This is a genomic window from Chlamydophila parapsittaci, assembly GCF_006385615.1.
GTDB classification, from domain to species: Bacteria; Chlamydiota; Chlamydiia; order Chlamydiales; family Chlamydiaceae; genus Chlamydia; species Chlamydia psittaci.
In genome coordinates, this window is record NZ_CP041038.1 from 421,757 (window position 1) to 445,632 (window position 23,876).

Here is a 23,876-nt window from a genome sequence, read left to right on the forward strand (position 1 = left end):
CTTAGGAAAAAAATCGCTATGCCGTCTCATTTACTAGACTATCAAAGAGTTGCAGAAAGTATAGTTGAGAAAACCATCGCCGAGTTAATCCATTATCGACAACGCCTTCCGCTAGTCCCTTTCTGGACAAAACCCGACGGGTCTTTTGTCACACCCGCAGATTATGCTGTCCAATACTGCCTTCAAAAAAAGCTATCAACAACTTTTCCACATATTCCGTTTATCGGGGAAGAAGTCTTAGACCCTGTAAGCGATAAACATAAAATTAATAGTATTTTAGAATTCATTCACAGACTAGATTCGCAGGTGACACCTGAGGATCTTTTAGAAACATTAAGCCCCAATCAAGAAGCCTCGACTTTATACTGGCTTGTTGATCCTATTGATGGTACGTCAGGATTTATTAAAAACCGTTTTTTTGCCTCTGCAGTATCCTTAATTTATGAGGATAAGCCTATACTCGCGGTTATGGCGTGCCCATGCACAGACCGCCATACTTTTAAAATCTATTCTGCTGCTAAAAACTATGGGGTTTCTTTATTTGGTACGGCAATTGAAACTCGGCATTATTTAAAATCTGGAGAAACGCTAACGGGGAAGTTTTGTGAAGCATCTCTAGCTGCACGTAACCAACAGCACCACGCTACACGCTTATTAAGTCTCTCCTTGCCAGGGCAACCCCAAGCTTGTCGAGTTGACAGTCAATACAAATATGCTATGGTTGCTGAAGGCGCTGTAGACTTTTTTATCCGCTACCCCTTTGCTATTTCTCAAGCAAGAGCGTGGGATCATGCTCCAGGGGCTTTTTTAGTAGAAGAGTCTGGGGGCGTAGTTTCCGATATTTTTGGAAATTCGCTCAACTATCGTCGAGAAGATTTCATTTTAGAAAACCATCCCATAATTCTAGCTTCCGGGAATGCGGAAATTCACAGAATTACGTTAGACGCCTTACAAGAACAAGCAAACATTGTTTCTGAAGAAAACTTGCTAGCTTACTAAATGTAAGCTGTCAGTTTTTCTTCTACAATACTGTCTGATAAAATTACGGTATCTTGATCGGTATCTTCGCTTTGCTGATAAATTTCTTTAAGAATTAAAGGCAGTTGACTCACTTTTTGTAAGACTGTTTTGGGACAATAGGCTTTTCCAACAGCAAGAGCTACATTCAACAAGCCACCAGCATTTGCTAGATAATCTGGGGCATACAATATTCCTTGAGCATGAAGCACAGCGCCTAAAGAAGGATTCTCTAATTGATTATTTGCAGCCCCTACAACAGCACGACAACGTAAGTTATAGACATTACTTCTATTAATCACTCCACCGAATGCACAGGGAACAAAAATATCGCATTCTAATGTAGGGAATGCATTTACAGGGACAACAGTAACCCCATAGAATTTGGTCACTTCATCAAGAACAGCTTGATTTGTATCGGAAACATACAACTCTGCACCTGCAAAAAAGAGCGAGTGTAACAGCTTTCTACCGACAGAACCAAGACCTTGGATTCCGATCTTCCTTCCTTTTAAAGAAGAACTCCCCCATAACTGCTCTGCAGTTTCCTTGATACATAAAAAGACGCCATGAGCTGTATAAATTGAAGGATCACCGCTCACGCTTTCTATACCGCATACCCAAGGAGTTTCCTGGTTGATAATATTAATATCACTGACAGAGACTCCCATATCTTCTGCTGCAATATACTGTCCGTTGAGAGAATCTACTGCTTGACCGAAAGCCCTAAGGATATCCTCGGTAGGACGCGTCATCCCTTTAGGGAGAATAATCACACTTTTCCCTCCACCGGTCCCTGTCCCACTAAGAACAGCCTTATATGTCATACCCTTTGATAAACGCAAAACGTCGGTCAAGGCATCGTCAAAGGAATCGTAACTAAAAGCACGAACTCCGCCCAAAGCTGGACCCACTAGTGTCTGATGAATGGCAATTACAGCATGTAACTGAACCTCTTCACAAGTAACTTCGATTACACGTTCGTAATCTTCTATATGCAGATCTTTAAACACTAGAGGATATTTCATAATCTTAAAGTAGAAGTATTTGTAATTATAACATGCGAGTATTGTATAGTTTTAATTAAAAGTCAATTAACTAAACCCTCTCCCTTCTCTTAAAATTCTTCTCGTGTTACTCTAGAGTACTCAGAAAAACTAGTGAATAAAAAAAAGAGTATAATGAGAGTCGCTTATGTCTGAAAAACCATCTTTATCGATCATGCATCCTTGGCACGGTCCTATATTAACCCAAGATAACTACGAATCTCTATGTTGTTATATAGAAATTACGCCACAGGATTCTGTAAAGTTTGAGTTAGACAAAGCTACAGGTCTATTGAAAGTAGATCGCCCTCAGAAATTTTCTAATTTCTGTCCTTGTTTATATGGATTATTACCTAGAACATATTGTGGGGAACTTTCTGGAAAATATAGCGGAGAACAAAGTCTGAAAGCAGATATCCGCGGTGACGATGATCCCTTAGATGTTTGCGTGCTTACAGAAAAAAATATCACGCACGGCAATATCTTGCTTCAAGCACGTCCTATTGGTGGTCTGCGCATTATTGACTCCGGAGAAGCCGACGATAAGATTATCGCTGTTCTTGAAGACGATTTAGTATTTTCAGAGATGCAAGATATCTCTGACTGTCCTTGTACCGTTATTGATATGATCCAGCATTATTTTCTAACTTATAAAGCTACTCCAGAACACTTGATCAATGCAAAACCAGCAAAAATTGAAATTGTAGGGATTTACGGAAAGAAAGAGGCACAAAAAGTAATTCAACTAGCACACGAAGACTATTTGAATAAATTCGTTAGAGAGAAAACAACCATATAACCAATGTTTCTGGAGAGGAGGCTCCTCTCCTTACATTCTTTAACTTAGAAAGAGAAGAGATAGCTGTTGATAAACTTATCTGCTTCTACAGCAATCTCCTTAAGCTCAGGGAAGCTCAGTAATCGCATACCTTCTTGAAAGCTTAACCATTGAGCATCACAAATTTCGTTCGGATCTGCATGTACATCCCCTTGAACTTCTGCTAAGAAGTAGGCGACTTCTTTACGAACAAATACCTCGTTATCATTAAAAGAATAGTGTTCTACAAGAACTTTTGGGAAAAAGTTGACTACACTCAAGCCAGTTTCTTCAACTAACTCTCTTTCTGCAGCCTCCTGAGGACCTTCTTTATCTTCAGAATGGCCTTTAGGGAACCCCCAATGCTTGCCTTGGGTATGGCAGATAAAACAAGCTTTTAGTGTACTTTTATCAGGAGTACCAAAAAACTTTATGGGAATAATACCAAAAGAGTATTCATACTTTGTCTTTATCATAATTAGGGTATATACCTCGAGAATAATATCGTTGAATTATGTCCACCAAAACCAAAAGAATTCGACATAGCGACATCTATATCCCAATCCTGGGCTTTGTTCGCAACTACGTCAAAATCATCAATTTCCGCAATCGGATTTTCTAAATTAATCGTAGGATGTAATTTCCCCGTTTGAATTGCTTGAATTGTCGCAACAGCTTCGACGCCCCCAGCAGCTCCCAGGCAATGCCCTATAAGTGACTTTGTGGAATTCATTCGCAGCTTTTTCACATGACTACCGAAAGCTTTTTTCAATGCTAAAACTTCCGATATATCCCCTAAAGGAGTTGATGTACCATGAGCGTTAATATAGTTTACGCGTTCTTTAGGAATACCAGAACTTTCTAAAGCCCCGAGAACACATGAGGTGATCCCTTCTCCGTCATCTCTAGGAGCTGTAATATGAAAAGCGTCGCAAGTAGTATATGAACCAAGGATCTCTGCATATATAGGAGCTCCTCGCTTCAAAGCGTTTTCTAAGGTTTCCAAAACTAAAATTCCGGCTCCCTCACCAATGACAAAACCATCCCTATCTCTGTCCCAAGGACGAGAGGCTTCTTGAGGGGCATCATTCCTTTCTGATAAAGCGCGATTAGCAATAAAACCTGCCAATCCAACACGGTTCACGGCAGCTTCGGTGCCTCCACAAACGATCATATCCGCGCGTCCAGCAACAAGGTGCTGATAGGCGGCATCTATACAATAGTTTGAAGTCGCGCAAGCTGTAGATATGGAATAGTTGGGACCCATCAGCCCAAAGTCCATAGCAATAAGGGCAGGAGCCATATTAGTAATAATGTAAGGTATGAAAAACGGAGAGAGTTTTTTATTACCAAGAATAAGACGTTCCATACCATCGTCCAGTGTCTGTAATCCTCCCATACCAGAACCAATGATAACACCGCAACGGAGAGGATCAGCTGGAAGATTATCTTTATCCCATCTAGACATCGCAATCGCTTTCTTAGCTGCAACTACTGCGTAAGTAATAAAAAGATCAACTCTTCGTGCTTGCTTTTTATCTAAATAGGGTTCGGGATTAAATTCAGGGATCCAACCGGCAAAACGCGTAGCATAATCTTCGCATGGAAAAGAAGTGATTGTATGAACACCACTAACACCAGCAAGCAAATTATCATAAAAGGTGTCTATTTCGTTCCCTAAACAAGAAACAACGCCCAATCCCGTGACTACTACACGTTTTTTACTCATAAAGTTATTCTACCCTGTTAAGAAGCTAGAAGCTTGGATGTAATAATGGAACCATCCTTCCAAAGTTCTTCCAATCGATACTGTTCTCTAATGGATGAGATAAACAAATGGATGACAATAAATCCATAATCTATAACTACCCAGTCGCCATGACTTAACCCCTCTATATGTAGAGGAGCGACATTATGTTCTTTTAATTCTTGTACAATCGTATCTGCTAAAGCTTTTACATGTACACCCACATTCCCTTCAGCAAAAATAAAGTAATCTGTGAGCTGAGAAATGGCACGAACATCTAAGACAACAGGATTATTACCTTTTTTGTTATCAATAACTTTGGCAATTACTTTTAATAAATCAAAGCAAAATAATTCCATAGAAACTGGCACGAGAATACTCGATTATCTAAGATAAGGTCGAGCTTTTTTTCTTAGGTTAAATAATATTCCAATAATACTTTCTTGCCATTTTTCTAAGTCTTCCTCTAGGCCGGACCACTGTCTTCTCCTCACCTAGAAGAAGAAAAGGCAAATCAAGAATATGGTCTGAGAAAGTATGACTTCTCGCCCGTCCTATTTTTTTTAGATGGCTAAGTATTCTAGCTTTATTATCTCCAGTTAGGCATTGATTTGCAAGCGTTTGCCCTCTAGAAAATCCTTGATACTTTGAAGCATAACATACGTTGGCTCCTAACTTTTCCGCTATTGGTCTGACAATGAAATCTGGCGAGGAGGAAAAGATCATGACTTCCCCTGAAGAATCCTCCAAAGCTTCATAAAATTTTTCTAAAGCTGGCGTATAAAAATCTTTTTTTACCAGCGTCTGTGCAAAATCGCAGGCTGTAGCAGAAAGATCCTCAAATGCAACCGATGAGAGTAATGAAGAGACTATCCGAGAATAAAATGAGGGTAAGTCTAAAAAAAAATCGAAAACGAAGAAAAGAGAAAAAACAAGAAGGAAGGGTTTTATAAGAGAATAAGCGACGCTCTAGAGCGTATTTATAAAACCCTATACTGCTATTTCCTCATAGCAACGTACCGTCTAAATCAAAAGCATAAATACAAGATCGTCTCATGTTAACTGCTGAATTTGGCGCTTCAAGTCGAGGATACTTTGATCCAGTTCCTCTAAAGCACGTTTGTCTTCTTCAACCAGAGCACTGTACTGCATAGCACGATCGAAATCTAGGCCCGAAGATCCCAGAAGTTTCTTATCTTGCTCTAGTTTATCTTTTAATTCCTTACGACGCTCTTGTCTTTGGGACAAAACTTGTCGCATATTTGTGAGCTTTTCACGAGAATCAGGAGAAGACAGCAGTTGTTCTTCAAAATATGCTGTTATATGCTGTAAAGTTAAATTCAATCGATTATCTAAAGAAATCCGCTCTGAGGCAGATAAGAAAGCTGCCTTAGTTAAAGATTCTTTCAACTCTTGCCACTCGGATCGCGTTTCTGAGTGAATATCCCCAGAAGTGCATCTTTCAGAAAATAGTTTAATCTTTTCAGTTAACTCTTTTATTGCTTCTTGTCGAATCTGTTTATCTCTAGCTAATTGCTCTTGATATACCTGTTCGGCAGCATCCTGTTTTTCTTTGAGCTTCTCAAACAAAACTTGTAGTTCTGCCTTCAAGGCAACAACATCATCATGAATTAAATCAAGAGACCGTATACGCTTTGCAGCGGCGTCTAAATCCTTGCGAATTCTAAAAAGGTCACCGCCCTCTTCCAATACTTGAGCTATACCTGCGAGTTGCTCTCGGACATCTTTAGAGTTTTCAGCAGATGCCACTCTTAGACGACTTTGCTCTTGACGGATTTCTTTTTCTAAACCTTTGAGTTGATCCCAGCATTTACTGAGCTTCAAACGTGTATCAGAAAAGACAGTAGAAGAAACAGCTAAGCATTTAGCAGCCTGCTGTAGATTTTTGATTTCCTTCCGTAAAAAAAAAACGGAACGCTTTAATGCGTCCTTATCTGCACGAGAAAAATATTTAGCAACAAAAGACTCAACATCTTCTGAAAAAGCGTCACTAACTTTCTCAATAAGTTCTTTTCTTTTCGGGAATACTTGATTTCCTAGAGACGATAAATGTTGGAAAAATTTGCTTTTTAATCGCATACGCATGCCAACATTCATGAGCTCTTTGCGCAAATCAATAATTCTTGCTGAGAAGCTACTTAACCACACTAATGAGGTATGTAACTCCTTATAAAAACTCTTCCTCTTCTCTAACGTCTGGGTTTCTAAAAACACCGACTGCTCTTCTTGCACCGTTAGGGGGTTGGTTCCTTCTAAGAAATTCGTTATATCTTGCTCTAGACAAGATATAGCCAACTCAATCTGTCCAACGACAAAAGTCCCCTCTTCATCTTGTAAGGATTTAATATGCCGTCCTTCTTTCGTTAAATCAATATAGCGTCGCCAAAATTCAGCCCGCTTACCAACGTTTTCTACTTGATGGAATAATGGAAGACAGTGCTTTCTTATCGCCCAAAACAACTTTAAATTTGCTCCTTGGTTGTTTCTTAAGGCTTGTTCCATTTTCTCTAGACTAAAAGTCACCTGCTCTTCTATCGATGAGAATACAGATAACTCTTGAGTAAATATGGTAAAGGATTCATTAGTCATCGCGGCGTTAGAAATATCATCACTTTTGAATTTCAATTCCTCACTAGAAACCACTATAGAACCTTGTTTTGCTTCTGAAGAATAAAAGCTGTTGTCTGAAGTATCCATAATAACAACTTAGGGTGTAGGGCTTGACAAAGAAATAATGAATAGAAGATAAAGTTTGCCCCCGCACTACATTATCGTCAATCGTTTTTATGAACTTATTTACTAGAATTTCCTTTGACGAGGGATTGGAGTTATTTAGAACAAGTCCTTTAGAAAAACTACAGGAAGCTGCAAATATTTTGCGTAAACAGCGCTATCCTGATGATAAAGTCACTTATGTCCTAGACGCCAACCCTAACTACACCAACATTTGTAAAATTGATTGTACTTTTTGCGCATTTTATAGAAAGCCTCATGCTTCTGACGCATATCTCCTTTCTTTTGACAAATTTCGTTCTTTAATGCAACGATATATATCTATGGGAGTTAAAACTGTGCTTCTTCAGGGAGGAGTTCATCCGCAGTTGGGGATAGACTATCTTGAAGAATATGTACGGATCACAGTACAAGAATTCCCCTCTATCCACCCTCACTTTTTCTCTGCAGTAGAAATTTCACACGCAGCCTCTGTATCAGGAATGAGTAACGAAGAAGCTTTAATGAGGCTTTGGAATGCAGGACAGAGGACGATTCCTGGAGGAGGCGCTGAAATTCTTTCCGAACGCGTGCGCAAAATTTTATCGCCAAAAAAAATGGGGCCCGATGGATGGATTAATTTCCACAAGCTTGCCCATCGTTTAGGGTTCCGCTCTACAGCCACAATGATGTTTGGGCATATAGAAAACGCTCATGATATTCTCTTGCACCTGCAATCTCTAAGGGATGCTCAGGACGAAACCCCTGGGTTTTATAGCTTCATTCCTTGGAGCTATAAGTCTGGGAACACCGCCTTAGGACGTAGGGTTCCTCACCAAGCACCTCCGGAGATGTATTATCGTATTCTCGCAATCGCTCGAATCTTCTTAGATAACTTTGAACATATCGCTGCTTCATGGTTTGGAGAAGGTAAAAAACACGGAGCTCGTGGATTACATTATGGGGCCGATGATTTTGGGGGAACGATCATTGATGAGAGCGTTCACAAATGTACGGGATGGACGTTAAAGAGTTCTGAAGAGGAAACTCGAGCTATGATTGCTGCAGAAGGATTTATCCCTGTTGAGAGGAATACTTTCTATGAACATATAGAAACGCCCTCTTATCAACCATGAAGAAAATAATCCTCTGCTATCTTTGCTGCTAGAGTTTCTGCGGTTAATCCTAAGTTAGGTAATTCTCGAAATATAGGGTAGCGTTTAAACCAGGTCCTTTGTTTTTTAGTATAATGGCAAGTATTCGCTATAAATTTTTGTTTAACCGCTTCATAAGCTTCTGCGGGAGAACCCTGATCAATAAATTCGATCCACTCTCTATAGCCTATAGCTTTTGATGCTGAGGAATTGTCTCTGATCCCCTGCTTGAGTAATCTATGCACCTCATCAATTAAGTCATCTTCGAGCATTCTTTGACAACGCAATTGGATAGTGTCTCGCAGAAGCTCTTTAGGCGGTGATAAAAACCATCCTCGGCAATTATACTCCCTACATTCTCCAACTTCCCTAGTCCATTTATGGTCTGACACTTTTTTCCCTGTTAAATGGATAATTTCTAAACCTCGCACGATTTTGTTTCTATCATTCTTAGTAATTGTACGAGCATATTCAGGATCTTTCAGGCAAAGGTTTTCGTATAACAATGATAAACCATGCTCCTGAATATAAAGATCTAATTTCTCGCGGAAATCGCAGTCTGCAGAAGGCCCTTGAGGAGGCCCTGAGAGAAAGGTATGAAAATAAAATCCGGTGCCACCGACAAGAATAGGGACTTTATTTCTAGAGAGGATATTCTGACATGCCTGCACTGCCTGATAATAAAAATCTACGGAATTAAAAAGTTCTTGGACATGGCAGATATCGATTAAATAATGAGGAACGCGCTGTCTATCCTCCCAAGACACTTTCGCTGTGCCGATATCCATACCCCGATAGACTTGCATGGAATCAACAGATATAATTTCCCCATCAATCATAGGTGCTAGCTTTAAAGAAACATCTGTTTTCCCGGATCCTGTAGGTCCCGCAAGTAAAATCACAGTGCGCTTAAACAATTTTGCAAATGATTTTTGAGGATCTAAGCAGACATCACATCCCGTAGATGTCGTCGCATTCACTTGGAATTCAGGAGCACGCATATGCACCGGGGTTAAAACTTAGTAAAACATTCTTGTTCTGATTGGCAAACAGGCAAAAGTTGATCGACGCCTGCTATACGAATAACATCTGCCACCAAATTAGAAACGCAACAAATACAAAGAAGACCCTGACGAGACTGTAAAGATTTAGACAATGAAAATAAAAGGCGGATTCCTGCGCTACTCATATAAGTCACGTATTGGAAGTTGAGTACGATTTTATGCTTACCTTCTTCAACTTTCTTATTTAGAAATGCTTCTGCTTGGGGCACAGAAACAGCATCTAACGCCCCTTCTAAAGAGACAACAAGAACATCCCCATACTGTTTAGTTAACCAATCCATAAAAGCAACTCCAAATAGTATCTCGCAAATATTAGCGATATTATTTACGATAAAAATAAAAAACAATGCGCAGCCATGGTAAGAAGCTTTATAAAAATGCTTTTTTCTCCTGGACCAAGATATTCTTTATCTTACGCATTCCTATGTATTTTCCTTAGTATCCTAATTTTTATTCCTACCATTCATTGGCTTTTGTTTCCCGAGACTTTTTTATTTCCTACAACAAAAGCTCTTCCCATTAAAAATATTTTCCTGATTTCTTCATCTCCTTCTAGAATTCCTGAGGCTATTTTTTCAGAGACACTACAATTATCTGCGGACAATCCTACTTTCCTACATCAATTTACAATTAAGCAAGCAGAAGCCACGTTAAAAGATCTAGGGATATTTTCTTCGGTATCTATAAAGAAAGTCCCAGACAACAAAGGAATCATCATCTTTTATGCTTTACACACCCCTATAGGCTATTTAGGCAACCAAACGAATACTTTAATCAACCATTCTGGGGAACGTTTCCCTTGCCAACCTTTTTTTAAAACACAAAAACTTCCTAAGATTTTTTTCCCACAAAAAGATGTAGAATCTTCTATTTTACCTTCATGGAAAATAGACATTGCATCTCTTCTAATTGAAGAACTCAAAGAAGATCCTCCTGTGGTGATTGATTTATCTCTTACGGATATCTACCCTATGGAAATAACCGTTTCTTTATCTTCTGGAAATCTTCTCAGGTTTCAATACCACACGATACATGCAGGATTAAAAAATTATCATCTCTCTCAATGTACTATAGTGATGCAATCTAGAGACTGCCACATTTACGATTTAAGATTCCCCTGTCACCTATTATTAAGTAAGCTATGACTCCTATAATCATTTTGACTCAACTACCTTCTCAAGAAGAAGCTGAACTTATCGCTCACACTTTAGTCACTCAAAAGTTAGCGGCTTGTGTACATGTTTTCCCAAAAGGGAAATCTACGTACATATGGGAAGGCCAGCTCTATGTTTCTGAGGAATACCACATGCAAATCAAAACGCTATGTTCACGATTTCCTGAGGTATCCAAAACCATTCGTTCTTTGTGCTCTTACGACGTTCCGGAAATCATTTTCATCAAAATTGATGATGGAAATGCAGAATATTTAAAGTGGTTATCTCTGGAAACTGCCCCACAAACATCTCAGGAAATGAATAAATCTTGACGTTTTTTCGAAATTCGGTATAATCTTTTCAGGAACTTTGAATGATACATAAGTGTTTTATTCTTTTTTTCCACATCTCAATTTAATTTGGATTTTATGGAAGAGTTTGTAGCATATATCGTAAAGAATTTAGTTGCTGATCCTGAAGCTGTGGAAATTCGTTCTATTCAGGATGAGTCAGGTGAATCTATAAAGTTAGAGATACGTGTGGCTCCCGATGATATAGGGAAGATCATAGGTAGACGGGGAAATACAATACATGCATTAAGAACTATTCTTAGACGTGTGTGCGCGAGATTAAAAAAGAAGATACAAATTGACTTGATCCAACCAGGGGGGATCAGAGAATCTGTTGACGAAAGTGAGGATGTTTCCGGTAGTTTTTGTCTTAATTCAAACAACTCTAGCGAGTCAGAGATGGCCCATCAATGTTGTGGCCGAGGCAATTGCTGTTCAGCGGAAGACGAAGATATAGAAGTATCTTCAGTTCATCATGAATGCAGTCATAATCACCATTCTGAATAATATTCACTACTTTTCTTTTTAATACTATAGAGTTTGGCAATAGCTAAAGACCCCTTGCGGAGTTTTTAGCTCTTCGCAGTTAATAGACACTGCTTATTCAAAGTCTTTCCGACCTTTTTCTTCCGATCAAACTTATGTAGCCCTGATATAATCAATTGATGAATGATTTGTTCAAAAGTCCATCCTAAACGGGCAAAATCATGAAGAAAAGGACTTGCCTGTGTCATTCCTGGAATAGGGTTCATTTCAGAAAGCCAAAAATTTCCTTCATCATCTAAAAAGAAATCGACTCTACATGAACCTTGTCCTTGAATCACACGGTACACACGTTCTGTGAACTCCTTTACTCTTATTTTAGATTCTTCGGAGAGATCCAAATCGTATTGTATTTGAGCGCTTGCTCTACCGTTTAATCCATATTTCTCTTCATAACTAATAAATCTTTTCTCACCACAACGTTCATGTGGTTCAGAAATATAGTAACAGCTACTGGAGTCTCCGAGACAAGACACTTCAATTTCGCGAGATCCTAAACGACTTTCTTCGATAAAAATATCTGTATCATATAGGAAAGCTTCAGATATTTTTGCTTTTAGTTCTTCTTCATTATGCACTTCAAAAACCCCAATACTCGATCCCAAATGTGCAGTTTTCACAAACATAGGAAAAGTAAAGGCCTCTGAAATCTTATGCATACATAACTCTGGAGTTCTTTTCCAAGCATGTAAAGTCAATGGCTGATAAGGAACCACGGGAACACCTACAGAAGCTGCAAGGCGTTTTGTCATAATCTTATCCATAGTGACTGAGGAAAAGAGCAGAGAGGGTCCAGCATAGGGCTTATTGATAATTTCTAAAAATCCCTGAAGCGTACCGTCCTCTCCAAAAGGGCCATGTAATATCGGAAGGATAAAATCTACATGTGTAAGAGCCTCTGTTATCTCTGAAGACAAGACGTAATGACCTTTCCCTTCATAATCTTCACATTCAATAGTGGAGACTTTTGACCATAATCCCTGGCGATCGATAATAAAGTATTGCACATCGTAGTATTCAGGAGACAAATACCGAACGACATTTCTCGCAGACAACAAAGAAATATCGTGTTCGCAAGACTTCCCTCCACAGACAACTCCAACTGCGAGCTTCCTAGGTTCAAAATCCTTTAAAGCATTGCCTACGGTATAAATATTTCCAGCTCCTAAAGATATACACACATCATGAACGCGTATTTCTTGTTGCAGGTATGGGATAATGTTGTCATAAGGAACATAGCTACATTGTACATGAGAGGATAAGGAAATCGTCTCTGCTAATTTCTCAGGAGACGGTAAATCTAATGCAGTTTCTCCAGCACTGTAGACATCAGTGAGAATCACCTCATCAGCATCTTGAAAAGCTTTATAAAAATCTTCCAGACAATATTGCAATCTAGAAAATCTATGTGGTTGACATATCGCAACTATACGACGCAAGCCAACAGCATCTCGTAATCCTCTTAGAGTGCAAGAGATCTCAGAAGGATGGTGTGCATAGTCTTCAAAGAATAAGAATTTCTCTGAAACATTCTTTCTTTCCATACGTCTTTGAATACCAGAAAAGTTCTTAAGAGCCTCTCGAATACTTTCCTCATCAATACCCAAAGTTAATGCTATACCCATAGCTACAGCAGCGTTTGCAATGTTGTGCTTACCGATAAGGTTAAGATCTATGTCCAAGTAATCTTTCCCTAAGAAAGACAGAGAAAATAGCGAGCGCCAGCCATCTTGATAATAGGAATGTATACGTAAGTTACAATCTTGAGAAAATCCATAAGATGTTCCTGAGATTCTTCCTTTAAGTTCTTGGCAATCGCCATTATAAAAACATAAACGCGGATCTTCAACCTTACGAGTGAATTCTTCAATTGTTAAAGCAAGTTTCTCCTTACTCCCTTCAAAATTACTGAGATGTTCATTATCTAAATTGGTTACAACAGCAACTTTAGGAAGATAGTGTTTTAAAGAGCCGTCGCTTTCATCAGCTTCCGCTATAAAGTACTCTGAGCTTCCTGAATAACCATTCAAAGATAGAGAATTCAGACCTCCAATAGCATAGGAAGGATCTTTTTTTGCTGTTTGGAAAATGGCGGTGATTAACGAAGATACTGTCGTTTTGCCATGACTCCCTGAAACTAAAATACTTGTTTGTTCTTGCATCAAAAAAGCGAGAAGTTCAGAACGATGGAGTATGGGTAACTGTTTCCTTACAGCTTCTAGATATTCTACGTTATCCTTAGCGATCCCTGATCCATAGATGATAGTGCAATCTTCAGGAATATGATGTTTATCATGCCCTTGTAAATACCGTGCCCCTTTGGCCACAAGCTTATCGATAATGGCTCCTCGATTTAAATCACTTCCTGATACGGAATATCCCCGGTCTAATAAAATATGAGCTAGTGCACTCATTCCTATTCCGCCGATACCTATAAAATGATAGTGGATTTTCCTATCCATAGATTACCCTATAAACATTCACATATAAATTGATAAAAAGGCTTAGAAGATTTGTTTTGATAATAAGCCCACAAAGCTTCTCGCCTATTTTTAATAGTTTTAGGATCAAGAGCAAGCAAAATATTTTTAGTTAAAACTGCTTTAGAAAGCTGTTTTTCGAGGATCATCGATCCTCCTCCTATCGTATAGACAAGGAATTTTGCATTTTCCTCCTGATGTCGATAAGCTCCCGGATATGGGATAAGTATAGAAGGACTTTGTGCCCACAACAATTCATCCATAATCGTAGCTCCAGCCCGACTAATTACAAGATCTGATGAAAGTAAGACACTCAGCATGTCATGCTCAAAGGGTTTTACACAAAAGGACACGCCACCACGACTATAGACATGCTGTATGGAAACTATATCACCTTTCGGTCCTGCGACATGATGAACATACATATTTGGGTAATCCTTGGCAACCTCAACAAGTGCCGGTGGGACATGATCATTTAATGTCTTTGCTCCTAGAGATCCTCCTACAACACAAATCGTTGGAGAATGGGAAGTTAGGCGTTCTACAATAGGATTAAAAGAGGAAAACGCTCTTTTTGGTAATGAAATCTCTTGAGCTGGACATGCAAATTGCTTAATGACAGGTGAGAAAGATACACCCACCCCCTTAGCAAAACGTGAAAACAGCTTATTTACCTTACCTGGAACAACATTTTGCTCGTGTAAAAATATAGGGATTTTCTTTTTCAATGCTGCCATCAATACCGGCAGAGAGTGGTAACTACCGAAACCTATGACAACATCGGGATCAAAAATAAGGAGTTCTTTTTTTGCCTTTTTATATCCTGCATATAGGGAACATGCTCTCCGGATAGCAGTGATAGGTCGCGCAAATGTCGGCAATCCTGAGGGAATTTCTTTATACAGTATCTGCTGTTCTCCAAGGCTTGGGTGGTTATCTAAACCCTTACCCAAAAGAAGCACATCTACACCTTCTCTACAAAATGCTTCTCTTGTTGCTAGAGCGGGGACGATATGTCCTCCCGAGCCTCCGACAGCTAAAGCTATTTTGTTGATTTTCTTCATCGCACACCCTTAATAGCAATGTAACACCACACATATTCGCAATCAGAGAGGATCCTCCCTGACTAAAAAAAGGGAGATTTACTCCTTTACTCGGTAATAATCCTGACACAACGCCTAAATTCATAAAAGCTTGCATTCCAATAATTACCGTTACGGCTATAGCCAAAGAAGCTCCTTCTAAAGAAGAGGCTCGGATAGCAATTACGTAACCACCGTAAACAAAATACATATACAACAAAATCAAAAGTAGCATACCTAAGAAGCCAAATTCTTCTGCATATATTGCAGCGATATAGTCATTTTGTGCTTCTGGAAGATAGGTAAGCTTTTGCAGGCTAGCTCCTGGGCCTTTACCAAATAATCCCCCTGACCCTGCGGCGATTTTTGCTTGATATGGCTGATGTCCTCGACCTTTAATGTCTAATTCTGGATGCAGATAAACATTTAAACGATGTCGCACATAAGGCATTCTATAAGCAAGAACGCCGCCCACAACAAGAATACATAACAACGGAAGTAACCAATAACGCAAACGCACAGCTGTCATAATAAATACAGGGATCAAAGAAAAAGCTATTACAGCTGCGGAACCGTTGTCAGGCTCTATAGCAATAAGTACAATAGGAAGAAACAGTGTAGTAGTGAGCTTAAGAAATAGTTTGAAATTTTCTCGATACTGAGGGCGAAATACCAGATATTCGATAGCTACGCAGGGAACAAGATATTTTACAAACTCTGAGGGCTGCAAAGTCAGTTGTCCTATACCTAACCATCGCTTTGCTCCATTCCTACACACCCCGACACCAGGAATCAAAACAGCTACAAGTGCGCATCCTGCTATGAACAATAATGTGGGGCTCATTTTTAGAAAATCTTTCCAACCTGTTATATAAACTAAAGTAGAAAGACCTAATCCCAATCCTAAGTAGGTAATCTGGCGGATTAAAGCCTTATGGGTACTACAAGGAAGCGAACGATCGAGAATTTCTGCAGAAGAAGTGTCAAAAACCATGACTAGACCTAGGGAAAAAATCCCTAACAAACAAGAAACTATAAACCATTTCATATTAGGCCTAGAGAGAAATTACCGTATACGCAACTGATCCCCAGGTCTTAGTTTACGAGCTTTTTGTTCGTCAAGATCATTCATTTTTAATAGATCTTCAAGACGAATCTGATTACGTAGCGCTATAGTCCAAGGGCTATCTCCTTCTTGAACAGTATAAAAATCCTCAGCACTCGCTACTTTCACTTGAGGATTCTTAGTTGTTTCTTGTTTATCGTATACAGGGACTTTCAATACTTGCCCTATCTTCAATTGCGTGGAAGAGAGATCATTGATCTGCATAAGCACAGCCACAGTTGTATGATTTGCCTTAGCAATACGTTCTAAGAACTCTCCCTTCTTGACAACAACCGTTGCGTAGGCTTCCTTCTTAGGGGTTTCTTTAGCAACTTGGGTGCTGGGTTCTATAGGTGTAGGACTTGCAACTGGCACAGGAGAAGTTGTTTGAGGAACACTAGGTGTTGGAGGAGCCTTGACAACCACAGGCTTATTTTCTGCAAATTGCACAGCGAATTCTTCTTTAGAAACGCGCTGTGGAACCGTTTCTACGACAGGTTTTTCGATCTTCTCAACTTTTTCCTGTACTTTTTCTACAGGAGGAGGGGCAAATTCAACAAGTTTCGCAGGTAAGGGAGGGCATAATACATCTGCATTCTTTTTATCTGCATGCTTTGCTGTAGTAAAGAGTACTAGCACCAAAACAGCATTCACTAAAGTCGCGATTATAATCGTATCTCTACGGTTCATATCTTTAATGCCTCCATCTCACCTACTAATTGCTTAAAGCAATCTCCTCTTTCCTCGAAGCTCCGAAACTGATCAAAACTTGCACATCCAGGAGATAATAAAATTACGTCACCAGGCTGTGCTATACTCTGGGCTACATTGACTGCTTCTTGTAGATCTCGAGCTTGCGTTAAAGGAAGATTACTACTAGATAAAGCTTGGGCAATCTCTTTCCGACACTCTCCCATAGCCACAATATGTTTTACAGTTTGAGTAAGGGTTGGAATCAAAGAAGCAAAGTTACTCCCTTTGTTTCTTCCTCCCAAAATAACAATAATGTTTTCTTTTACAGCTATTAGAGCCTTTTCTACTGAGCTCATAGTTGTAGCCTTACTATCGTTGATATAGCGCACGCCATCTTTTTCTCCCAGATATTCTATCCTATGGGGAGGTTTATCAAACGTAAGAACAGCCTCTAAAAACGCCTCCAAAGGAATTTTGGTCACTTCATTAGCTAAAGCGTAGCCTGCGCAATAATTATTCCTATCATGCAAGTATAATGGTTTTAATGCACTCCCTTTATCTAAAACTAAATTGATTTCCCTAGTAGAGTCTAGATAGGATTTCCCAAAGGAAACGCCATCACCAACCCATAAAGATTCAGGAGATTGCAAACATTTCACAATATTACTTTTTGCTTCGCTATAGGCTTGTAGGGTGTAATGATAATCCAAATGGTTTTCTGAAATATTTAAAATAGTAGCTGCGGAAAGCACAGGGATCTCTATTTCTTGTTCTGCCAATTGAAACGAGCTCATTTCCACAACGCGGATACCTTTCTGGTACATGGCTTGAAGTATCGGAAAACCAATATTCCCCATAGCACAAGCAGACATCCCAACAGAACGTAGGAGATGGACTAAAAACAACACGGTTGTGGTTTTCCCTGCGGACCCTGTAACTCCAATGGAAGGATAACGATGAAATTCAGGATCTTGAAACGCTAACTGTATGTCAGTAACAACAGGAATCCCTCTATGTTTGGCTTCTACGATAACAGGGTGTGAAGTTTTGATCCCTGGGGAACGTACACATAGGTCTATATCTTCAGGGAATTCTCCGGCGCTATCTAAATAACGCTCACAAAAGAACTGGCAAGAATTTAGGGCCTCTGAAGATCCATCGATACCAATAACGTAATCTCCTCGATTACGGAGAAACTCTGCTGCAGATTTCCCTGTAACACCTGATCCTAAGACTAAGACACGTCGCTTATTCACAAATTATCTCCATAATGCTGCGATGATCCCTAAAACCATAAAGAAAAATCCTGCCATCCAAAAACGCTTAACCACTTGAGTTTCTGAGATACCTTTATACTCGTAGTGATGATGTAATGGGGAGCATAGGAAAATACGCGTTTTCCTTAACCGGCAACTAGCAATTTGTAAAATTACAGACCCTGCTTCTGCAACAAAAACCCCTCCCAGTAAAATCAACAGTAATTCTGCACGCAGCATAACAGCACAGCTGCCCAACATGCCTCCTATCAATAAGGATCCTGTGTCTCCCATGAACACCTGTGCCGGAGAACAATTGTATTTTAGAAACGCCAGACTGACTCCTAGCAATGCAGATAATAGTATAGAGACATCAGTTGCGAGAGGTAGTGTAGTGCTTGTAAGGGCAACAACCAGCAAACCAAACGCACACATACACGTGGTTCCTGTTGCCAAACCGTCAAGACCGTCAGTAAGATTTACTGCATTACCCGTTCCTACGATAGCCAATACGGCTAGAACAAAATAAAAAAACTGCGCTAAAACAGAATTCCCGAAAGAAATAGACCCGAAAAAAGGAACTCGTAAAGTGTAAAATAGAGAAGTACCTTTATATATAAACATCACTGCTGTAGTGATCACTGCGGATATCACCAACTGCAAAACAAACTTCTGTTTTGCTGAGATACCATGGCCTTTCTTTTTTCTTTTTTTCACTATATCATCGTACCACCCTAGACTGGTCCAACTGATTATCAAAAACACAAATAACCATGTTGAGAGTTTCCCTAAGGGCAGCCAAAAAAAAATCGTGAATAACAATACGAGAAAAAAAAGAATGCCTCCAGCTGTAGGCGTATGTTTTTTATCCTGATGAAGAACTTCTAATTTTTCACAGTATTCTTTGTGTACTTGATCATAATGATTGCGTTTCTTCAGCCAGCGTATCACGGGCTTGCCTAAGAAGATCCCGAGAATAAATGCGAGAGCACATACTGTGAACAGAAAAAAAATCAAAGATTCATGAAGATAAAATCCAGAATTCATAAGTTAAAGTATTGAAAATTAAAAACAGCTCAATAGAGATTCTAAAGCTAAAGATCGTGATCCTTTTAGCAAGACAATATCCCCTTGCTGGACGACTTTCTTTAAAATCTCTTCTATGCCCTGAGCAGATGGGTAGAAAGAAACTTCACAAGTGTCGTGTTTTAATAGATGCCGAATAGGCAACCACTTTTCTCCAATAAAGAAAATAATACTTGCTTTAGATAAAGCTTTATTCGCAACCACGGTATGGCCTTCCTCAGAATGATTTCCTAATTCTGCCATATGGCCTAAGATAAGTATGACTTTCCCTCCTTCTGAAGGATTAGGAATTGCATCCAAAGCAGCAATCATTGCCTCTGGACAAGCATTGTATGCATCATTGATTATTTGAATACCATTACGAACACTTTGCTCAAAACGCATAGGAGGCAGCTGTAAATCACAACAGGAATGAATAATTCTATCGACAGGGACATCAAGAAGCCATGCTAAAGACAGAGAAATTAACAAATTACTGTAAGCTGGCTTGTATGGGAAGGCTACAGCGAAATCTATATCCCCTTCAGGAGTACTGATGACTACGCTATCCTTACGAATAGCCTTGTAATAAAAATCAGCGGTCTCATCATAAAAAGCAAAAGAAAACTTCTCAGCAGAGACAGACTGTTTCATGAAGTAAGAATACCAAGGAGAGTCTTTAGGAAGAAGTTGCACACGACTATTGCGTAAAATATGGCTTTTTTCTTCTGCAATGCCTTGCACACCCTGATCTGGGAAATTCATAACATGTTGATCTGCTATATTAGTAATTACAGCAACCTCAGGTTCTACTATAGAGAGTAAATCCTGCATGTTCTTTGGTTCAGAAACTCCCATTTCTAAAATGACAAAATCTTCGTCTCCATCTGCCATGAGCAAACTTAAAGGAACGGTAAGTTGGGAATTATAGCTTTTAGGGCTAGCATACACCCGGTACACGGAAGAAAGAAAAGTTTTCGCGAAGGCTTTAGTCGTTGTTTTCCCTATGGAACCGGTAATCCCTACAATTGTTCCTTGAAATAGGTGACTTTGACTTTCTCCAGCTTCTTTTAAAGCTTCTGTAGTGTCATTCACAACTATTAATTCTAAACCAAAGGAATCTCCTTGGTAATCTTTAGAAACGACGGCGGCTACGGCTCCAGATTGCGCTGCTTGTTTGAGGAAACGATGACCATCCGTGCATTGTCCAGAAAGAGCGAAAAATAAATCTCCAGGTCGCACCTGTCGACTATCAATGGCAACCCCAGAAATCTTTTTCCCAGACCTTGGGTATTTTACATTGGATAACATTAAGGTTACCCAATCTTCTAATAAGATAGATCGCATTCCTTGGCCTTTTTTCTCTTATTAAACATATACTCTTCAAGCAAATGTGCTCTAACGAGCATACCGTTTACAAGTTCTAGGATGAAGTTTTGGAGTGTTTCAAATATTCTGTTCATTAATATAAATAAATATACTACATGAATGCAAGCAGCGTTATCAGGTGTAGGTAAGATTTCCTACTGACTATAAAATCATATTTCGCTTAAACTAGGGTTTCCTTTCGCTTTCTTGGTGGCATAGCCAAGCGGTAAGGCCGAGGCCTGCAAAGCCTCTATCCCCGGTTCGATTCCGGGTGCCACCTTTCTTTTTCCTTTTTTATCTAAGGTATTGTGCACTAAAAAACGACTTGGTAGTGTGAGTTTTGCTTAAGGTTTCTCCTGGGGACTACCAATGTTAGACAAGGAAAACTCCCTGTACGATACAGATAAAAAACTTTTCCACGGTATAGATAAAGTCTTTCATTCTATCAAGGATCATTATGGTCCTCTACTTTCATCGCACTCTTTCTTTGAGAATCAAGGCTATCGTGTCCTATCTCGCATAACTCTCGCGGATCCCTATGAAAACATTGGTGTAGATTTTGCCAAAGCGATGGCTAAGCAAATCCATAAAAAATATCTTGATGGCATAACGACAAGTATCATTTTGCTCTATGCTCTTCTCAAGGAAAGCTACATTTTTTTAGATCAAGGCTTATCGCTTTACAAACTATGCTGTGCCTTAAGAAAAATGAAGGAAAAGCTTTTAACATCTTTGAAAAAGCACGCTTGGCCTTTAAAAGATGGGAATAAAGCCAAAGGCATTGTTTTCTCTGCCCTTCCAGATTTAACGATTGCTTCAGAAATGGCTGAGGCTTTTGCATCTGTAGGTTCTGATGGGTTTATATTATTATCCCAACTGGAGATGTCTCATATTCAGATCACACAAGGATTAAAAATCCCTTGTGGCTATAGTTCTCCTCACTTCATTTCTCAATCTACCCAGAGGACAATCCTACTTTCACAACCTCGTGTTTTCGTCACTGACAAAAAAATTACTACTGTCCTCTGTTTCCTTCCTCTATTACAAGAGTTACGTGAAAACGGAGAACATCTACTGATTTTTTGTAACGGCATAGATCCGGATGTTCTTTCTACATTCACTGTGAATAAACTTGAAGATCTCCTAGAAATTGTTGTTGTTGATTTGAGTAGATACCCTGATCTTGATCCCACCTTATCTGAGGATATCACCTTATTCACAGGAACAAATGTGTTCTCTCAAGATTTTTCTCCAACAACACGGTTGCCCGAGCGTGTATCTTTAGGATCATGTGCTTCTATAGAAATTTCTGAAGAAGAAACAATAATCATTCGTGGGCATAGCGTTTCTGAAGTTTTAGCATTAAAAATACACCAAATCGAAGAAGAAATTCGCACGAGCTCCTGTCAGGAGAGAAAAACTCTGTTAATCAAGAGAAAGCACCGCTTACAAAATGCCGTTGCTGTAGTCCCTGTACGCGAAGAAAATAAACTTTTCTATTCTTTAGCCCTTGCCACATTAACTGCTGCCGTAGACAAAGGCTACATTCCTGGGGGAGGTGCTGGTCTATTTTATGCTTCTTTAAATCTGTGTGGTGAGGAAGAACTCTCAGAAGAAGAACAAGCGGCCATTAAGATTCTACAGATGTGTTGTCGCGCTCCTTTAGAACAACTCATCAGGAATATGAAACTAGAAAGCCAGGTCGTTCTAGATAAACTGTTATCTCTATCAACACCTAGTTTAGGGATGAATGTCATTTCTCAACAAATAGAAGATCTTATTGCTTCAGGCATTCTAGATCCTCTATCCAAAATAGAGGATATTTTCTCCTTAGCCTTGGAAACAGGATTGAAAATACTGTCCTCAAAAGTCATCATTACCCATGCTAACAAGTAAATAATTCTCTAATCTTTGATCTATACGCTTAATTGCAACAATCTTTTCTTTATGAAAACAGTGAGTCTGACACACTGAAAATCCTCAAATTCTCGTCCCTTCCTATAAGATCTGCAAATAAAGCAGTTAATAAGAAAAACCTGACTCAGTACTATAAGTCTATTTTAGTACTGATTTCCGGAAATATTTGAGAATGAGAACACTGTTTCCCGTTTTTTCGGAGATGAAAATTGTACTATTGTATTGCTCTTAGTAAGAAAGAACTTGAATAATTGAAGATCCGTAAAAGATCTTAAGAATAGTTGTTAGGGAAAACAGGAATGCTTTTTTATTAGCGGATTGAGCTGATAAATTATGCCAGCCTTTTGGAGAACAGGGGATATGTATAATAAACCTTCACAAGCTCATCGTATTATTCATATCTCTGATGTGCACTTTTGTGTTTTCCCTAGAAATCCCTTAACCTGTTTCAATAAGAGATTTAAAGGAGTATTACGCCAAGTATTTGGCGGTGTAACTTTTCAGTCTTCAACGATAGCAAAACGTTTTCCTGATTTAGCTGTAAAACTGCAAGCCGATAGTATTTGTATTACTGGCGACTTTTCTCTTACAGCTTTAGATAAAGAATTTCTACTAGCTCAAGACTTTGTGCATACCCTAGCACAAAATGCCTCTGTATATGTACTTCCTGGGAACCATGACGTTTATACACAACAAGCATTAGATCAGAAGACTTTCTATAACTACTTCCCTAATATACAATTACAAAACGAACAAATTTCCTTTAACAAACTCATGGATCATTGGTGGTTAGTCTTACTGGATTGTTCGTGTTTAAACGGATGGTTTTCTGCAAATGGCATGATAAAATCATCACAAATTTCTATTTTAGAGAACTTTATTCTCAGTCTTCCTCCGCAAGAAAACATTATCATTGCCAATCACTATCCTCTCTTACCTACAAAAGACCCTTCTCATGATTTAATTAATCATCTGCTTTTACAACATGTTTTGAAAAAGTATCCTAATGTGCGTTTATACCTTCATGGCCATAATCACCAGGCTGCGGTCTACAACTTCAAAGATCACGCACCAAACATGATTTTAAACAGTGGCTCTGTCTCGTTACCTTCTAATGCCCGTTTTCACATTATAGACCTATATCCTCAAGGATACCACGTATATACTGCAGCGATAACAAATCTCTTAAATACACAAGAGCCTCTAGAAATCTCTATAGAAGCCAATTTAGAGTCTTGGTAATTTTTCAAACCAACGACAAAATGAAAAATAGAAAAAACTGTGT

23 protein-coding genes and 1 tRNA gene are annotated in these 23,876 nt (G+C 39.1%); 9 read left to right on the forward strand and 15 right to left on the reverse strand.

The features are described 5' to 3' along the window. Positions 1 to 18 precede the first annotated feature (18 nt). Entirely contained in the window at positions 19 to 999 is a 981-nt protein-coding gene (locus FI836_RS01825) for an inositol monophosphatase family protein (protein WP_006343505.1), read from the forward strand. On the opposite strand, the gene FI836_RS01830 is transcribed toward FI836_RS01825, so the two are convergent. Continuing rightward, a complete protein-coding gene (locus FI836_RS01830) occupies positions 996 to 2,045 on the reverse strand; it encodes a Glu/Leu/Phe/Val dehydrogenase family protein (protein WP_006343506.1) in 1,050 nt (349 codons plus the stop codon). The genes FI836_RS01825 and FI836_RS01830 overlap by 4 nt on opposite strands. Positions 2,046 to 2,211: 166 nt before the next feature. Here FI836_RS01830 and FI836_RS01835 point away from each other — a divergent pair, with 166 nt between their 5' ends. Further along, positions 2,212 to 2,862, forward strand: coding sequence for an inorganic pyrophosphatase (locus FI836_RS01835; protein WP_006343507.1), 651 nt, complete (start codon positions 2,212 to 2,214; stop codon positions 2,860 to 2,862). Positions 2,863 to 2,906: 44 nt separating this feature from the next. On the opposite strand, the gene FI836_RS01840 is transcribed toward FI836_RS01835, so the two are convergent. From FI836_RS01840 to FI836_RS01860, 5 genes are all read right to left on the reverse strand, one after another. Further along, positions 2,907 to 3,356: a bis(5'-nucleosyl)-tetraphosphatase gene (locus tag FI836_RS01840; RefSeq protein ID WP_006343508.1), complete on the reverse strand. Its 450-nt coding sequence runs from the start codon at positions 3,354 to 3,356 to the stop codon at positions 2,907 to 2,909. 2 nt (positions 3,357 to 3,358) lie between these two features. Further along, the gene (gene fabF / locus FI836_RS01845) at positions 3,359 to 4,609 is read right to left on the reverse strand and encodes a beta-ketoacyl-ACP synthase II (RefSeq protein ID WP_006343509.1); all 1,251 of its coding nucleotides are present in this window, start codon (positions 4,607 to 4,609) and stop codon (positions 3,359 to 3,361) included. A 17-nt stretch (positions 4,610 to 4,626) separates the two neighbouring features. Then, the gene (rsfS, locus tag FI836_RS01850; RefSeq protein ID WP_013462736.1) at positions 4,627 to 4,986 is read right to left on the reverse strand and encodes a ribosome silencing factor; all 360 of its coding nucleotides are present in this window, start codon (positions 4,984 to 4,986) and stop codon (positions 4,627 to 4,629) included. Between the two features lie 58 nt (positions 4,987 to 5,044). Continuing rightward, positions 5,045 to 5,578, reverse strand: coding sequence for a haloacid dehalogenase-like hydrolase (locus tag FI836_RS01855; RefSeq protein WP_306686377.1), 534 nt, complete (start codon positions 5,576 to 5,578; stop codon positions 5,045 to 5,047). Between the two features lie 102 nt (positions 5,579 to 5,680). Then, entirely contained in the window at positions 5,681 to 7,345 is a 1,665-nt protein-coding gene (locus FI836_RS01860; protein ID WP_014944388.1) for a hypothetical protein, read from the reverse strand. Positions 7,346 to 7,434: 89 nt separating this feature from the next. Here FI836_RS01860 and mqnC point away from each other — a divergent pair, with 89 nt between their 5' ends. Beyond that, a complete protein-coding gene (gene mqnC / locus FI836_RS01865) occupies positions 7,435 to 8,496 on the forward strand; it encodes a cyclic dehypoxanthinyl futalosine synthase (protein ID WP_006343514.1) in 1,062 nt (353 codons plus the stop codon). Here the strand turns inward: mqnC and miaA are convergent. Next, on the reverse strand, positions 8,487 to 9,515 hold the full coding sequence (miaA, locus tag FI836_RS01870; RefSeq protein ID WP_139934566.1) for a tRNA (adenosine(37)-N6)-dimethylallyltransferase MiaA: 1,029 nt from the start codon (positions 9,513 to 9,515) through the stop codon (positions 8,487 to 8,489). The genes mqnC and miaA overlap by 10 nt on opposite strands. An 11-nt stretch (positions 9,516 to 9,526) precedes the next feature. Then, on the reverse strand, positions 9,527 to 9,859 hold the full coding sequence (locus FI836_RS01875; protein WP_006343516.1) for an STAS domain-containing protein: 333 nt from the start codon (positions 9,857 to 9,859) through the stop codon (positions 9,527 to 9,529). A 75-nt stretch (positions 9,860 to 9,934) separates the two neighbouring features. On the opposite strand from FI836_RS01875, the gene FI836_RS01880 reads away from it, so the two are divergent. The 3 genes from FI836_RS01880 (at position 9,935) to FI836_RS01890 (ending at position 11,589) form a co-directional block, all read left to right on the forward strand. Then, positions 9,935 to 10,723, forward strand: a complete 789-nt coding sequence (locus tag FI836_RS01880) for a cell division protein FtsQ (RefSeq protein WP_017006907.1) — start codon at positions 9,935 to 9,937, stop codon at positions 10,721 to 10,723. Continuing rightward, complete coding sequence (cutA, locus tag FI836_RS01885) at positions 10,720 to 11,064, forward strand: divalent-cation tolerance protein CutA (RefSeq protein ID WP_006343518.1); 345 nt, start codon at positions 10,720 to 10,722, stop codon at positions 11,062 to 11,064. The genes FI836_RS01880 and cutA overlap by 4 nt, the downstream gene beginning before the upstream one ends. Positions 11,065 to 11,160: 96 nt before the next feature. Continuing rightward, a complete protein-coding gene (locus tag FI836_RS01890) occupies positions 11,161 to 11,589 on the forward strand; it encodes a KH domain-containing protein (RefSeq protein WP_014944012.1) in 429 nt (142 codons plus the stop codon). Between the two features lie 65 nt (positions 11,590 to 11,654). Here FI836_RS01890 and FI836_RS01895 read toward each other — a convergent pair whose 3' ends face one another. The 7 genes from FI836_RS01895 to FI836_RS01925 are packed head-to-tail and all read right to left on the reverse strand — an operon-like array spanning position 11,655 to position 20,653. After that, complete coding sequence (locus FI836_RS01895; RefSeq protein WP_006343520.1) at positions 11,655 to 14,087, reverse strand: bifunctional UDP-N-acetylmuramate--L-alanine ligase/D-alanine--D-alanine ligase; 2,433 nt, start codon at positions 14,085 to 14,087, stop codon at positions 11,655 to 11,657. A gap of 8 nt (positions 14,088 to 14,095) precedes the next feature. Beyond that, entirely contained in the window at positions 14,096 to 15,169 is a 1,074-nt protein-coding gene (gene murG, locus FI836_RS01900) for an undecaprenyldiphospho-muramoylpentapeptide beta-N-acetylglucosaminyltransferase (RefSeq protein ID WP_017006914.1), read from the reverse strand. Then, complete coding sequence (gene ftsW, locus FI836_RS01905; RefSeq protein ID WP_013462742.1) at positions 15,081 to 16,235, reverse strand: putative lipid II flippase FtsW; 1,155 nt, start codon at positions 16,233 to 16,235, stop codon at positions 15,081 to 15,083. Before ftsW ends, murG begins: the two co-directional genes overlap by 89 nt. An 18-nt stretch (positions 16,236 to 16,253) precedes the next feature. Next, entirely contained in the window at positions 16,254 to 16,982 is a 729-nt protein-coding gene (locus FI836_RS01910) for a lytic transglycosylase (protein WP_014944014.1), read from the reverse strand. Continuing rightward, positions 16,979 to 18,241: a UDP-N-acetylmuramoyl-L-alanine--D-glutamate ligase gene (gene murD / locus FI836_RS01915; RefSeq protein ID WP_014944015.1), complete on the reverse strand. Its 1,263-nt coding sequence runs from the start codon at positions 18,239 to 18,241 to the stop codon at positions 16,979 to 16,981. The genes FI836_RS01910 and murD overlap by 4 nt, the downstream gene beginning before the upstream one ends. Positions 18,242 to 18,244: 3 nt before the next feature. Continuing rightward, complete coding sequence (gene mraY, locus FI836_RS01920) at positions 18,245 to 19,288, reverse strand: phospho-N-acetylmuramoyl-pentapeptide-transferase (RefSeq protein ID WP_006343525.1); 1,044 nt, start codon at positions 19,286 to 19,288, stop codon at positions 18,245 to 18,247. Between the two features lie 18 nt (positions 19,289 to 19,306). Next, a complete protein-coding gene (locus FI836_RS01925; protein WP_006343526.1) occupies positions 19,307 to 20,653 on the reverse strand; it encodes a UDP-N-acetylmuramoyl-tripeptide--D-alanyl-D-alanine ligase in 1,347 nt (448 codons plus the stop codon). 230 nt (positions 20,654 to 20,883) lie between these two features. On the opposite strand from FI836_RS01925, the gene FI836_RS01930 reads away from it, so the two are divergent. The 3 genes from FI836_RS01930 (at position 20,884) to FI836_RS01940 (ending at position 23,833) form a co-directional block, all read left to right on the forward strand. Then, positions 20,884 to 20,954 (forward strand) — tRNA-Cys (locus FI836_RS01930). Between the two features lie 89 nt (positions 20,955 to 21,043). Continuing rightward, positions 21,044 to 22,570 carry a variant chaperonin GroEL3 gene (gene groEL3, locus FI836_RS01935; protein WP_014944016.1) on the forward strand — a complete coding sequence of 509 codons (1,527 nt, stop codon included), beginning with the start codon at positions 21,044 to 21,046 and terminating at the stop codon, positions 22,568 to 22,570. Positions 22,571 to 22,951: 381 nt separating this feature from the next. Continuing rightward, positions 22,952 to 23,833, forward strand: coding sequence for a metallophosphoesterase family protein (locus tag FI836_RS01940; RefSeq protein ID WP_006343528.1), 882 nt, complete (start codon positions 22,952 to 22,954; stop codon positions 23,831 to 23,833). Positions 23,834 to 23,876 lie beyond the last annotated feature (43 nt).

Coding starts and splice junctions, on each gene's coding strand:
- FI836_RS01825 (WP_006343505.1), top strand. CDS start 19: ATGCCGTCTCATTTACTAGACTATCAAAGAGTTGCAGAAAGTATAGTT.
- FI836_RS01860 (WP_014944388.1), bottom strand. CDS start 7,345: ATGGATACTTCAGACAACAGCTTTTATTCTTCAGAAGCAAAACAAGGT.
- FI836_RS01830 (WP_006343506.1), bottom strand. CDS start 2,045: ATGAAATATCCTCTAGTGTTTAAAGATCTGCATATAGAAGATTACGAA.
- murG (WP_017006914.1), bottom strand. CDS start 15,169: ATGAAGAAAATCAACAAAATAGCTTTAGCTGTCGGAGGCTCGGGAGGA.
- FI836_RS01875 (WP_006343516.1), bottom strand. CDS start 9,859: ATGGATTGGTTAACTAAACAGTATGGGGATGTTCTTGTTGTCTCTTTA.
- FI836_RS01880 (WP_017006907.1), top strand. CDS start 9,935: ATGGTAAGAAGCTTTATAAAAATGCTTTTTTCTCCTGGACCAAGATAT.
- cutA (WP_006343518.1), top strand. CDS start 10,720: ATGACTCCTATAATCATTTTGACTCAACTACCTTCTCAAGAAGAAGCT.
- mraY (WP_006343525.1), bottom strand. CDS start 19,288: ATGAATTCTGGATTTTATCTTCATGAATCTTTGATTTTTTTTCTGTTC.
- miaA (WP_139934566.1), bottom strand. CDS start 9,515: ATGCGTGCTCCTGAATTCCAAGTGAATGCGACGACATCTACGGGATGT.
- FI836_RS01835 (WP_006343507.1), top strand. CDS start 2,212: ATGTCTGAAAAACCATCTTTATCGATCATGCATCCTTGGCACGGTCCT.
- FI836_RS01940 (WP_006343528.1), top strand. CDS start 22,952: ATGTATAATAAACCTTCACAAGCTCATCGTATTATTCATATCTCTGAT.
- groEL3 (WP_014944016.1), top strand. CDS start 21,044: ATGTTAGACAAGGAAAACTCCCTGTACGATACAGATAAAAAACTTTTC.
- FI836_RS01840 (WP_006343508.1), bottom strand. CDS start 3,356: ATGATAAAGACAAAGTATGAATACTCTTTTGGTATTATTCCCATAAAG.
- FI836_RS01895 (WP_006343520.1), bottom strand. CDS start 14,087: ATGGATAGGAAAATCCACTATCATTTTATAGGTATCGGCGGAATAGGA.
- FI836_RS01925 (WP_006343526.1), bottom strand. CDS start 20,653: ATGCGATCTATCTTATTAGAAGATTGGGTAACCTTAATGTTATCCAAT.
- ftsW (WP_013462742.1), bottom strand. CDS start 16,235: ATGAAATGGTTTATAGTTTCTTGTTTGTTAGGGATTTTTTCCCTAGGT.
- fabF (WP_006343509.1), bottom strand. CDS start 4,609: ATGAGTAAAAAACGTGTAGTAGTCACGGGATTGGGCGTTGTTTCTTGT.
- FI836_RS01890 (WP_014944012.1), top strand. CDS start 11,161: ATGGAAGAGTTTGTAGCATATATCGTAAAGAATTTAGTTGCTGATCCT.
- mqnC (WP_006343514.1), top strand. CDS start 7,435: ATGAACTTATTTACTAGAATTTCCTTTGACGAGGGATTGGAGTTATTT.
- rsfS (WP_013462736.1), bottom strand. CDS start 4,986: ATGGAATTATTTTGCTTTGATTTATTAAAAGTAATTGCCAAAGTTATT.
- FI836_RS01910 (WP_014944014.1), bottom strand. CDS start 16,982: ATGAACCGTAGAGATACGATTATAATCGCGACTTTAGTGAATGCTGTT.